The sequence below is a fragment of the SAR324 cluster bacterium genome, assembly GCA_015232315.1.
Classification (GTDB): domain Bacteria; phylum SAR324; class SAR324; order SAR324; family NAC60-12; genus JADFZZ01.
In genome coordinates, this window is record JADFZZ010000009.1 from 15,221 (window position 1) to 27,893 (window position 12,673).

Annotated in this window: 7 protein-coding genes; 3 read left to right on the top strand and 4 right to left on the bottom strand. The window is 45.2% G+C overall.

The features are described 5' to 3' along the window. The first annotated feature begins 1 nt into the window (after position 1). On the top strand, positions 2-3,316 hold the full coding sequence (locus HQM11_08670; protein MBF0351093.1) for a VCBS repeat-containing protein: 3,315 nt from the start codon (positions 2-4) through the stop codon (positions 3,314-3,316). A 229-nt stretch (positions 3,317-3,545) separates the two neighbouring features. Here the strand turns inward: HQM11_08670 and HQM11_08675 are convergent, their stop codons facing one another. Further along, positions 3,546-4,148, bottom strand: coding sequence for a class I SAM-dependent methyltransferase (locus HQM11_08675; protein MBF0351094.1), 603 nt, complete (start codon positions 4,146-4,148; stop codon positions 3,546-3,548). A 465-nt stretch (positions 4,149-4,613) separates the two neighbouring features. Here HQM11_08675 and HQM11_08680 point away from each other — a divergent pair, with 465 nt between their 5' ends. Then, entirely contained in the window at positions 4,614-5,255 is a 642-nt protein-coding gene (locus HQM11_08680) for a hypothetical protein (GenBank protein ID MBF0351095.1), read from the top strand. Between the two features lie 2 nt (positions 5,256-5,257). Here the strand turns inward: HQM11_08680 and HQM11_08685 are convergent, their stop codons facing one another. From HQM11_08685 to hisI, 3 genes are read right to left on the bottom strand one after another with little or no spacing between them, the layout of a single operon-like run. Beyond that, the gene (locus HQM11_08685; protein ID MBF0351096.1) at positions 5,258-7,702 is read right to left on the bottom strand and encodes a copper-translocating P-type ATPase; all 2,445 of its coding nucleotides are present in this window, start codon (positions 7,700-7,702) and stop codon (positions 5,258-5,260) included. Between the two features lie 36 nt (positions 7,703-7,738). Next, entirely contained in the window at positions 7,739-9,166 is a 1,428-nt protein-coding gene (locus tag HQM11_08690; protein MBF0351097.1) for an amidase, read from the bottom strand. Next, positions 9,163-9,528, bottom strand: a complete 366-nt coding sequence (gene hisI / locus HQM11_08695; GenBank protein MBF0351098.1) for a phosphoribosyl-AMP cyclohydrolase — start codon at positions 9,526-9,528, stop codon at positions 9,163-9,165. The genes HQM11_08690 and hisI overlap by 4 nt, the downstream gene beginning before the upstream one ends. Positions 9,529-9,864: 336 nt before the next feature. Between hisI and HQM11_08700 the strand changes: the two genes are divergently transcribed. Further along, the gene (locus HQM11_08700) at positions 9,865-12,651 is read left to right on the top strand and encodes a PAS domain S-box protein (protein ID MBF0351099.1); all 2,787 of its coding nucleotides are present in this window, start codon (positions 9,865-9,867) and stop codon (positions 12,649-12,651) included. Positions 12,652-12,673 lie beyond the last annotated feature (22 nt).

Genomic DNA, 12,673 nt, shown 5'->3' on the forward strand with positions numbered 1-12,673 from the left:
CATGATGAATGCATTCCAGAAAGGAATAATCCCCCAATACATCTTCACGGTGTTGCTGTTTTTGGGCGGTTTGATTCCAAACCTGCTTCTGGCACAACCCGAAGCAGATATTATCTACACCTGGAACCGGGAATATTATGGTTTGATTGATGGCCAGCAGCATCTGCTTTATACAAGGTCCTTTGCCAATAGCCATTTGACCTTTGGCGATATTGATGGGGATGACGATAATGACCTGATTGTGGGAAAACAGGATGGACAATTGGCCTATTTCGAAAATACGGGTACGAAATATGACCCTGTCATGATTTTGAGAACCGAAGAATACAAGGCCTGGTTCCAGGAAACTGACGACAATCAGAAAACAAAACGGTTTCCAAAAATCATCAATGTCGGTGGCTATGCGTCACCTTTTTTGTATGATCTGGATGAAGACGGAGATCTCGACCTGCTGGTGGGATCAAAAGACGGAAGTATTTTTTTCTATGAGAATAAAGGCAATGCGCTACTACCGATTTTTGAATTGATAACTCCCATTTACATGGGGTTGCGTCCCGGTAATAACACCGTGATTCGCCTGGCTGATGTCAATGGTGACCGGGTTGCTGATCTGCTTGTTGGAACAAGGGATGGTCAGGTTCTGCTTTATCCCAATGGCGGTAAAATCGGCAACCCGTTTTTTTGTGATCCCAATCTAAGGTTTCAGGCAGAACAACCCTGTCTGATGAAACCAATACTGATTGATAAAATCCGTCCGGAAATTCATGCATCCCCGGAATTCATTGATTGGGACTATGATGGTGATCTCGACGTTGTCGTGGGAAAATCCAATGGAAAACTGAATTTTTATCTCAACGAAGGGACTCCTCTTGCGCCCAACTGGAAACTGGAATCAGACCGTTTTCTCTATATTGACGCGGTTTCAGATGCCGCTCCGGTTTTTTATGACTGGCGTAATGATGGTTTCCCAGAATTGTTTATGGGCAGTTCTCAGAGCCGAGTGATTTATTATGAAAACAGGGAAGTGCTCAGTACTGGATTAAAGGATATTCCAGATGTGAATTTTTCCTTGTTCAACTGGAATCTGCCTCCGGAAAAAGTCCTGACAAAATTTTGTGAACGGTTGAACGTTCCGGAATCCTGTTTTGAAATTCTCAAAAAGTCTTTGCCCATTCCAGCGGATACTCCCGATGATATCAACAGCATTGCCAAAGCCGTTCTCAAGACAGACAGCAGCTTTACTTCAACAGCACTCACATTGCCAAAGGTTCAGCCTGCTCCCTCAAACACAACAGCATCTCCAACGGACAATGCACCGGGAACTCCACCAGCAGGACAGATCAATGCGGTCATGCCCAAACTTCAGGTCAACACCAACACGGATCCCAATGCGGTAGCGCAGGATCCCAATGCCGCAAATCCACCCGGGCCAACCAACGCTGAAACCGCCACACAGGAACCCAAAGCACAACTGGTACTCACCAGAAATAGATTATGGCTCAAAAATCGCAATTTTTTCAATTTCACACATCTTGCTCCGGAAGATCGAAGAACCATTCTGACCAGTGGAGATTGGAACAAGGATGGAAAACAGGATCTGATGATTGGCACCTACTCCGGAAAAATATTTGCTTACAATAACAATGGCACTCCTCAAAAACCTGACTGGCATGCAATCACTGTCACGCCGTTTCAACCCAATCAACGTGAATTCAGTGCACCCACCCTGGTGGATATTGATGGAGACGGCGATCTGGATCTGATTGTCGGCAACCGTACAGGCCGCCTGGAGTTAATCAAGAATAAAGGCAATGCCCAAAAACCTGACTGGAGCATCGAGGATTTATATTTCGCCAATGTGGATGTTGGAAGCTACAGTGTTCCTGTGTTCAAGGACCTGGATCAGGATGGCGATCAGGATCTTTTTGTCGGAAATGGAAAAGGGAGAATCGCCTTTTATCAGAACATGGGAACTGCCCGGAAGCCGCATTTTGTATTGAAAAGCACCCGTTTTTCACAAATCATCGTGGCTCGCAATGCCGCCCCCGCGTTTTTCAATTGGAATGAGGATCCCCACCCTGATCTGTTGATCGGTGGAAATAATGGCCAGATCAAACTGGTCAGTTTCAATCCTTTGCCGGAATACCCGGTAACACAAGGATGGGAATTGAAAAAAAACCAGTGGGATGGTTTGGAAACTATTGGTTTCAGTACGCCTCATCTTTGGGATGTGAATGGTGATGGCAAAATGGATTTATTCATGGGCGATGAAGAAGGAAATACCTTACTCTGGCTCAATCAGGGATTTCAGAAAGCTGAAGAATACAAGCCGGAAGAAGAAATTATTCTGGAAACAAGCAACTCACTTGAAGCCCAGGACGTGAATGATGTTAGCACTGAAACATCAGATGCCACTGAAGCTGTGGTGTCTGATGAACCCATGGATTCGGCCATTCAGCCGGAAACTACAGAAATGGCTGAAATTCCAGTGGTTCCGTTTGATCCTGTGTTCAAACTGGTTAGTAAAAATTATGAAAATCTGAAGCCTGGAAATAAGACGGTTCCAGTCTTTTTTGACCTTGATGGCGATGGGGATCTCGATTTGTTTGTGGGTACAAAAGAGGGAGATTTTTTTCATTATTTGAATGAAGGTGATGTGACTAATTCAAAATGGACCCTGGTGACAAAAAAATATCTGAATTATGAGGGTGGGAAAAATCCGACACCGGTGTTTGCTGATATGGATATGGATGGTGATCAGGATTTAATTGTCGGAGATGCGGATGGAAAAATACATTATTGGGAAAACCGTGGAACCCCTGAGTATGCTGAATTTGTATTCAATCCTGCGCCTTTTTCGGGTGTCACTGGTGGAAGAAATTCGAGACCTGCTGTTCTGGATGCCAATGGGGATGGTTTGCCGGATCTGGTGATCGGAAATTTTGAAGGTCAGATGCGGCTGTATATCCAGGAAAAAACTGGCAATGGCTTCAGTTTTAAGCTGCTGACCAGACAGTTCATGGACCTTGATGTGGGAATCGGTGCGACTCCAGTTCTGGCGGATATCAACTATGATCAGAAACTGGAGCTGGTGATTGGTTCAGATCAGGGAAAATTATTCGGCTTTCAACCTGCGGCTGGAGATCAGAAAAATCAATGGGGTTGGCTTCCCAACGACAAATATTTCAAGGATCTGGATTTACCCTTTGGATCAACTCCCGCCTTTGCCGATATTGATGGGGATGGGGATATGGATATGTTTATTGGAAACGAAAAAGAAGGAATATATTTTTTCAGGAATGAAGGAAAACCTTGAGGTCTCAGTCGGAACTTGTTGCCTGAGAAGCCTTTTGTTAAAAAAGAATACCTTTTTATTAAATAGCTAAACTATTGATTTCAAAATGAATATATTATGGACCCATTTAGGCTGCTTTCAAAATATGCTCAACATGTTTCATGTTTCTCATTCAAAATGAGAATACTAAAAAATTATCAGTATCTTAAACCACTATAAGGTAAATATACTATTTTTTACCAAAAGGCTTCTAAGACCTGGTTGCGGTTACCAGAAATATCGGGAAATTTTCACCATCTTTAGTCACTGTGTGGGATGTAAAAAACTGAATTTGACTGAATCCATGCTGTCCCAGAAGGGTTTGTAATTCATTCCGGTCAAAGCCAAAATGAAAGATACCCTCTGCGTCTTTAGGATGAAAACTGCCGTCTTCCTTGTCAAGATCAGCCAGAGCGATCAAGGCACCTTTATTGGAATGTTCAGCGAATCTTTGAATGAGTTTTGAAGTATCTTTGACGTGATGCATTGCCATGGCACTCATGATCAGGTCAAACTTTTCATTCAGAGGTTTATCTGTTATGTCCTGACAGACAATGTCCACTTTACCTTGTAGTTCTGGTTTTGCCGCGAGTCTTTCCAGCATTGCCGCAGAAATATCGACAGCAATGATTTTTTTTACATGCGGTGCGACATGAGAACTGATCAGCCCTGTTCCCGCGCCGAAATCCAAAACCCTCATCTGATCATGCAGACGGACATTTTGCAATATTGCTGAACCTATAGCCGCAGAAAGCAACCGTGGTCGTTCCTCAGCATCCCAATCCCTGGCTTTATCCTTAAATAAATCTTTCATTGATACTTCCTTTCATAATTTAACTGTTCTTTTTTTTGCACCTTGCAACGCTCAGAGCCTTGAGGATTCTCCTATCGTTCAATTCTAATTGACACAGAATCGACTCAGGATTCACCGAAAAAACTAAAATCCGACTGCCATCTAACATTTTACCATCAATTGGGTCAAGCCTTTAGATCGGGGCTGTTTAATTTTCCAAAAAAGGATGCGTAGGATGGGTAGAGCGTTAGCGAAACCCATCGAGTTTTGTTGGGTTTCACTCGTTCTACCCAACCTACCCACCATGCCAAACTGAAAATTAAACAACCCTGCCTTTAGATTGATCAAAGGCAGATTCAATCGCTTCAAGTCGGTTAAAAATCAAAGACTGTTAAATCGTTTTGCAGGTGTCACTGTAACCGTTGTAGCTTATCTCAATCGGCTACTCGCTCAAGCAATTGGAGACCCTCTTAAAATCTGACACTCATGCGTAAATCAAGAAACATACCTCTCCTGAATCTGGACTCTCTGGTTGATATTGTATCCAATAATGTTGGAATTCTTGTCATACTGGCGGTGATGGTTTCACTGTTTTCTATTTCAAAACCGACTCAAACTGTCACAGAATCCCAGGAAAAAATCGAAATCATCAAAAAAATCACCATTCCGTGGGCACATTTCTCCCAGAAATCCGCGTTGTTGTTTATTGTCCGGGATAACCGGATCACCTATCTGGATCGTAGCAAAGTCTATCAGTCTTTTGAAAAGGAAATGAAGAAGGTTGTTACCGGAGAGCTTGATACAAGAGTGGATTCCTACAATGTGAAACTGATTCCCTATTCCAGCCTGTACCACTGTCTGCAATTTTTTCCTGATCCGGATTCCGGCTTCTGGTGGCATCAGTTCAACCAGAACAAGGGCTTGTTGAAAACTCTCATCTCAAAATTTCAGCCCACTGAATATTATTTCTTTTTCTGGGTGGATTCATCCAGTTTTGAACTGTTCAAGGACATGCGCGACACACTGCATGAAATGAACTATGAAGTTGGCTGGAAACCTGTGACAGACCAATCCATACTGCTGTTCTGCAATGATGGATCCTCCAATCTGAGTTATCAGCCGCAATGAATTCAGTGGAACCGTTTGAGTCTCAACGCATTGGTGATGACTGAAACGGAACTCAGGGCCATGGCTGCGGCGGCAAACATGGGGTTCAGGAGCGGACCACCAAACAGATACAGTATTCCGGCCGCCACAGGAAGCCCGGCAATGTTGTAGGCAAAGGCCCAGAACAGATTCTGGCGGATGTTTCGCAAGGTCGCCCGGCTCAGTTGAATGGCACGAACCACATCGGTCAGGCGATTGTTCATCAATACAATATCCGCTGATTCCATGGCAATATCGGTTCCCGCTCCAATGGCCAGTCCAACATCCGCCTGAGCCAGTGCCGGAGCGTCATTGATCCCGTCACCGACCATGCCCACTTTTTTTCCAGACTCCTGAAGCTGACGGACGTGTGTTGCCTTGTCTTGAGGGAGTACTTCCGCAATGACATGTTCAATATGGCATAATTTTGCGATGGCTTCAGCGGTTGTCTGATTATCTCCGGAAAGCATGACCACTTCAATTCCCATATTCTGCAACCGTTGAACCGCTTCAGCACTGTCAGGTTTCAGGGAATCAGCCACAGCGAGTGCCCCTGCCAGTTTACCGTCGATTGCCACATAAATCGATGTATAGCCCTGTTCCGACCATGTTGCTGTTTCTGAAGGAATTTCTGCTGACAATCCCTCAGATTGCATCATCTTCCAGTTTCCCAGCCAGACCGTTTTTCCAGAAATCAGAGCTTTGATTCCAAATCCCGGTTGACTCTCAAAATCTTCGCCCTCCAGTAACGCAAGATTTTTCTCAAGGGATTCTGACATGATCGCTTTGGCCAGTGGGTGTTCGGAGCGTCTTTCCACAGAGGCGGAAAATCGCAGAACTTCCTCGGTTGTCCAGGAGGAAAACGCTACAGTTTCCATCAAACGTGGACGTCCTTCGGTCAAGGTCCCTGTTTTGTCCAGAACCAGAGTCTGGATGTGCTGGGTGATTTCCAGGGCTTCTCCGTTTTTGATCAGAATACCAAAATCCGCGGCTTTGCCTGTGCCCACCATGATGGCAATGGGCGTTGCGAGTCCCAGGGCACAAGGGCAGGCAATGGTCAGAACCGCAATGAAAATTCTCAACGCAAACGGCAGGGGCATCCCGGCCAACAACCATGAGGCAGACGCAATCACCGCAATTGCGATCACCACAGGAACAAACACACCTGATACGGTGTCTGCCAAGCGTGCGACCGGTGCTTTACTGCTTTGAGATTGTTCAACAAGATGAATGATCTGGGCCAGAATTGTATCTTTGCCAACTTTGGTCACCCGATATTCCAAAGCCCCCTGAAAATTGACGCTTCCGCCAAACACGGCGGCACCAGGTTGTTTTTCGACGGGCATGCTTTCGCCAGTAAGCATGGACTCATCGACCAGCGAGCGTCCCTGTTCCACCTGACCATCCACCGGAATTTTTTCTCCGGGTTTCACCAGAATCAGATCATTGATTTCAATCTCATCAATGCTGATGACCAATTCCTGTCCATCTTTCAGCAAAACCGCGGTTTTCGGTTGTAAGCCCATGAGTTTACTGATGGCTTCGGAGGCTCGTCCCTTGCTGACAGCTTCCAGATATTTTCCCAGCAGAATCAGAGCGACAATCACTCCGGCTGTTTCAAAATAAAGATGCTGAACCGCTTCCCTGTGGCCCATCCAGATCATGCCTGTGTTATAAAAACTGTAAATCATGGCAGAGGATGTTCCCACCGCAATCAGTGAATCCATATTGGGACTTCCCTGAAACAACACAGGAAAACCTTTCAGATAAAATCGACGTCCGAGCCATAACACGGGCAACACGAGAACGGCCTGAAGCGTTGAGAAAAATTCCGGATGATGTTCGGTTGATAACCATTTGGGCATGGGCAATCCGGCCATTTCTCCCATTGCGATCAACAGCAGACAAAAAGAAAATCCCATTGCCAGGAGCATTTCCTGTTTCTGGTGCTGTAACTCACGAGCTTTCCGGATATTTTCCTGATGTTGCTGATCCTGAGTTTCAATATCAACCGGTTCATAGCCAGCTTTGCGAATTTCTTCCTTGATCATCGACATCCGGATTTTATCAGCATCAAACTGGATTTCAGCGTATTCTGTCGCAAGATTCACCGAGATATTTTTGATCCCTTCCAGTTTGGAAACTTTTTTTTCAATCCGGCTGACACAGGCCGCACAGGTCATTCCACGAATTTTAACATGCGCGTCCCGGATATTTAAGGCGAGTTCTGCTGTGTAGCCAGCTTTGCGGACCTGTTCAACGATGGCTGAGGATTCCAGACGGGTGCGGTCAAAACGGACCGTCATCCGGTTGGTTGCGAGACTGACCTCCACGGTTTCAATTCCGTCCATTTTCCGGACAAATTTTTCAACACGGCTGACACAGGCCGCACAGGTCATTCCTTCCACATTGAACATTTCAGTTTGCATGGCCGATCTCTTTCAAGGAGATTATTGGTTTAAAAGTCAAAATGTTGCTGGCGGAACCCACCCACCAAAAATTTTTTCCAGATACATGGCCACCGCGATACTCAGATGATCATTTCCCGGCGTTGCGACAATCTGTATGCCCAGGGGCAGTCCATTCTTATTCAAACCAAGAGGTACCTGCGTCACCGGAAATTCAAGAACATTGAAAATGCCTGTAAAGACCCAGTCCAAGGGATTCATCAGGGGTTGATAATGGAAAGGAGCTGGCGAAGAATAGGAGGGATAAAGCATGACACCATGATTGCCGATGAGTCCGACCAGTTCCTGCCGAAGCTCATCGCGCATTTCTATATGACGTTTGAAGACAAACGGCATTTTTTCCAAAAACGCCAACATGATGGCCGGTAACGTATGCGGCGAACGACGTGTCAACCATCGCACCATTTCCGGTATTGCTCGCACAGGATTTCCATTTCCAAGCAGAGTGCCGAAAGGCGTACCACCTGCCGCGACCATCATGGTGGTCCAGATCTCCAGCGAGTTTTTCAGAGTATCAATGTGACGGGTTCTGACATTTGCTCCCTGTTTTTTCAAGGCATCCGCGCATTGCGACTGGCTGTCAAGCAAATCCCGGGTGACTCGTGTTCTCAGATTTCCGGGAACATTCAGAATCTGGAGTTTTTCAACCATCACCTCATTCGGGTCCTGAAGATTGTAGGCATGACACCATTCATCCAACCCGTCAGGTCCGGCAAGAATCCGGACAAGGGGCATCAGATCCTCAGCTTTTCGGCAGAGTGGACCCGTGGTCAGATAACGGAGAGCGTTGTTTTCAGCAACGGGAAACTGTCCCGTATTGGGGATCAAACCGCCTGTGGGCTTGTGTCCGAATACGCCATTGAAAAACGCGGGCATTCTGATGGATCCACCCACATCAGACCCCAGACCAAAGGGCACCCCTCCGGCACCGACAATCGAGCCTTCCCCTCCTGAACTGCCGCCGACAATACGTGCAGGATCATACGGATTGTTGGTTCGGCCATAAACCCGATTGTTGGTTTCCATCCACATGCATAGTTCCGAGGTGTTGGTGACACCCAGGGGAATTGCGCCAGCTTTTAGCAGACGCTGAACAGCGGTTGCGTTGTCTTCAGCCACAAACCCCTTACGGGCGACCAGCCCTGAAGTGTTTGGCATTCCAGAGACCCTGAAACATTCCTTGATGGTGCAGGGAACCCCCAACAGCGGCGGAATGGTCTCCATCTGTTCTTCATGGAGTTGTTCGTCAACCTTTCGGGCTTCCGCTCTGGCCAGTTCAAACCGGTTACAAACAACAGCGTTCAGTTCCGGATTCACTGATTCAATCCGGGCAATATGAGTATTCACCACTTCCAGAGAGGTCACTTCTTTGGAATGGATCAGTTGTGCCAGTTGGAGAGCCGATAATTTTAGAAGTCGATTCATAGGGAAACTCGTTTTTCAGAAGTGGGTTCCAAGGTATTCTGAGGGGTCAATCTGGAAAAAAAACAGCTCTTTTCTCCGGTGTGACAGGCTGTTCCTCCGGTTTGTTCCACAACATATACCAGCGTATCCTGATCACAATCCACGAGAATATCCTGAATCAACTGAATGTGTCCTGAGGATTCGCCTTTCATCCATAAGCGCTGTTTGGATCTTGAATAATAGTGTGCCTTTCCCGTCAGACGTGTTTGTTCAAGGGCCTGCGGGTCCACATAGGCCAGCATCAGGATTTCTCGTGTGCCGACTTCCTGCACAATCACCGGGAGCAAACCACCCTGTTTGTCAAACGCAAGTTCCAGTTCCATAAAGTCTACCTTTGTCTAATGATATTTATGTGATGAAGGGAAGAATCTGATGATAAAATTAAAATGGATTTTGTTTGTAAGAAAGGCAATGCAAAAACCCATCAAACAGCCTAATGGTTGTTGGTGGAAACATCCATGCATGAGTAAAAAAGATTTCAGGAAAACGTCAGTTCAACATAGAACGACAAAATCATCGAATATTCCGGTTTGAATGATAAAGTGGTCTGAAGTCTGCTTGTCTATCCCAATCCATCATAGTAATCAAACATCTCACAGAAGGTTGAACCTGTCTGAGTCGAGTTATTCCATGCTGTTTTTTACCGGAGCATTACGTTAATGGCAAAAACAATTCTGATCATTGATGATGAGGAACAGGTCTGTATCCTGCTGAGTCAGTTCCTCAAACGTAAAGGTTATGAAGTCTACACCGCAACAAATGGTTATGAAGGCATAAAACAGTTTCGGGAACATCCGACAGATCTGGTGATTACAGACATCATTATGCCCCGGAAAAATGGCGTGGAAGTGATCATGGAACTTCGCAGAGCGTTTGCGGATGTTGACATCATTGCCATTTCAGGCGGTGGTAAAGTCGGTGAACTGGACTATCTGGCTGAGGCCCGATTTCTGGGAGCCTCTCATACTTTCGAGAAACCTGTTCCTCTAAAAAAACTGGGATCCGTAATTGAAGCCATTTTTCAGGAGCAGGAAAAACAACTGAAATCCGGAAAAATCAGGACCGCTGATATCCATGCTGTGTTGATCGCACCTCAAAAATCCGCTTTTGTAGAAACCATTCTGAAAAATCTGGATCAACTGAAACACATACTTTCTCACTCCTTCCTTATCTTTGCCAGAAATCAGATGGTCCAGTCACAAGTGGATGACAAAGTAGATATCCTTCTGCTTGTTTCAGATGGTTCGCTGGCATCGATTCAGCTTCAAGTTCAATTTTTCCACGAAACCCTGCCGAATTTACCGATCATCGTGTTACAGGAAGAGATGGAATCCATTGATTCAATCAAAATACTTCAATTGGGTGCTCAGGATTTGCTTTTTGGAAATGATTTGAATGCGTCCTCCCTGGAAAGAACGATCCGCTATGCGATTGAGCGATTTCAAATGCTCATAGAATTAAAACATTATACCCAGGGTTTGTTGAACAGCGAAAATCGTTTCAAAAGCATCATCAGACATATTGTGGACGGCATCCTGATCATTGATCCTGACAAGAAAATTCGATTTGCGAATCCTGTGGCGGAAAAACTGTTGAACCGCAGTGAAAAGGATATGGAAGGTCAGGATTTTCGCTATCCAGTGAGTTCAGGTGAATTTCTGGAAGTTGAAATTCAGAATGAAAAACAGGTCAGAACGGTTGAAATTCGTGGTGTGGAAATTGATTGGAACGGAGTTCCCTGCACGCTGGCATCCTTACGGGATATTTCTCAGCGAAAAAGAGCTGAAAACGAATGGATCAAACTTTCAATGGCAGTGGAGCAAAGCCCTGCCATGGTTTTTATCACAAACCCTGATGGTATCATTGAATATGTAAATCCACGGTTCACCCACATCACTGGATTCGCATCCGCTGAACTTCTCGGGCAACCTCTTCAAAAGATCTTTCCTGAGCCTGTCATCAGCAACATCTTCTTGACCGTCCAACAGGGCCAACTTTGGCAGGGAGAATGGAGTATTCACGACGAAAAAGGAACTGATGTATGGATTTCAGGATCCATGTCATCAATCAGGGACGCAAAACAGAAAATTCGCTACCTGGTTGGTGTCGGAGAAGACATCACAACCAGAAAGAGGGTGGAGGAAGAATTGATCGTAGCGAATCAGCAATTGTTGTTTTCCTTTGAAGAACTGGAACGTATCAACCGGATTTTTCAATTGTTTGTGCCTAAAGCCTTCCTGAATCGGATAGAATTATTCACAGATTTACAGGGAGGACAATTTGAAGAGGAAAATCTGACGATTCTCTTTGCGGATATCCGGTCCTACACCCATTACGCAGAGCGCATGACGCCCCAGCAAAACTTTGATTTTCTGAATACTTTTTTCAGATTGACTGAACCTGTTATTTCCAAAAACCAGGGGTTTGTGGATAAATTCATCGGAGACGCGGTCATGGCCCTGTTTGATGGAGAAAACTCCGCAAACCATGCGTTGAACGCGGCCATCGAAATGCAAGAAACCGTTGCACAATACAATCAGGAACATCAGGGGGAATACCTCCAGGAGATTAAATTCGGCATAGGCATCAATACAGGCCCAGTCATGGTAGGTGCCATGGGTTCAGCAACACGTATCAATTCAACTGTGATCGGGGATAATGTCAACCTGAGCGCAAGACTGGAAACCCTGACTAAAAAATATCACTCAAATATTTTGATATCCTTTCGAACGTATGACGCCTTGCTTGACAAGGAGAACTATAACATCAGGGAAATTGATACCGTTCAGGTCAGAGGAAAGTCAGAACCTACAATTATTTATGATGTTTTTGATGCTGATCCACCATCCCTCAAAATAAAAAAAATTGAGACACAACTCCTGCTGTTTCAGGGGATTGTGTTATACAAAGCCCAATCGTTCGCTGAGGCCATAGACTGTTTTGAAGAATGCCTGGGAATATTTCCCGAGGATGTCATTTGCATCAACTATCTCAAACGTTGCAGGTATTTTCAGAAATATCCCCCTGGAGAAATTATTTGGGATGGTGTTGTCAAAGATACAGACAATCTGATTGATCATAATATCCGACGTAGAACAGACAGATTTCATCTCAATGTACCGATCAACCTGTTTGTTCCGGAAAATGACATTCAACTGGCTGGAACCACTCTGGATATCTCTATGGGCGGACTAAAAATCCAGACACATCATCTGTTTGAAAAAGGACAGATCCTCAAAGTTGAGCTCTTTTTCAAGGAATCCAATCTGGAACAATATCTTGCGCAAATTCCATTTCAATTCATATGTCAGGTGATATGGAGTTTTTCAGGGCCGCTATTCAATCAGCAGCAGACCTGGGAGCATGGGCTGGAATTCATTGTCGTCACAAAATCACAGGATGAATCGCTTACGTTGCTGTTCAACAAATTGAAAGAAACTCTATAATAAGTTGTAAACTTTTTTCCAT

Excerpts from the sequence above, each read along its gene's own strand:
- hisI (MBF0351098.1), bottom strand. The coding sequence starts at position 9,528 with ATGGAACTGGAACTTGCGTTTGACAAACAGGGTGGTTTGCTCCCGGTG.
- HQM11_08685 (MBF0351096.1), bottom strand. The coding sequence starts at position 7,702 with ATGCAAACTGAAATGTTCAATGTGGAAGGAATGACCTGTGCGGCCTGT.
- HQM11_08700 (MBF0351099.1), top strand. The coding sequence starts at position 9,865 with ATGGCAAAAACAATTCTGATCATTGATGATGAGGAACAGGTCTGTATC.
- HQM11_08690 (MBF0351097.1), bottom strand. The coding sequence starts at position 9,166 with ATGAATCGACTTCTAAAATTATCGGCTCTCCAACTGGCACAACTGATC.
- HQM11_08670 (MBF0351093.1), top strand. The coding sequence starts at position 2 with ATGATGAATGCATTCCAGAAAGGAATAATCCCCCAATACATCTTCACG.
- HQM11_08680 (MBF0351095.1), top strand. The coding sequence starts at position 4,614 with ATGCGTAAATCAAGAAACATACCTCTCCTGAATCTGGACTCTCTGGTT.
- HQM11_08675 (MBF0351094.1), bottom strand. The coding sequence starts at position 4,148 with ATGAAAGATTTATTTAAGGATAAAGCCAGGGATTGGGATGCTGAGGAA.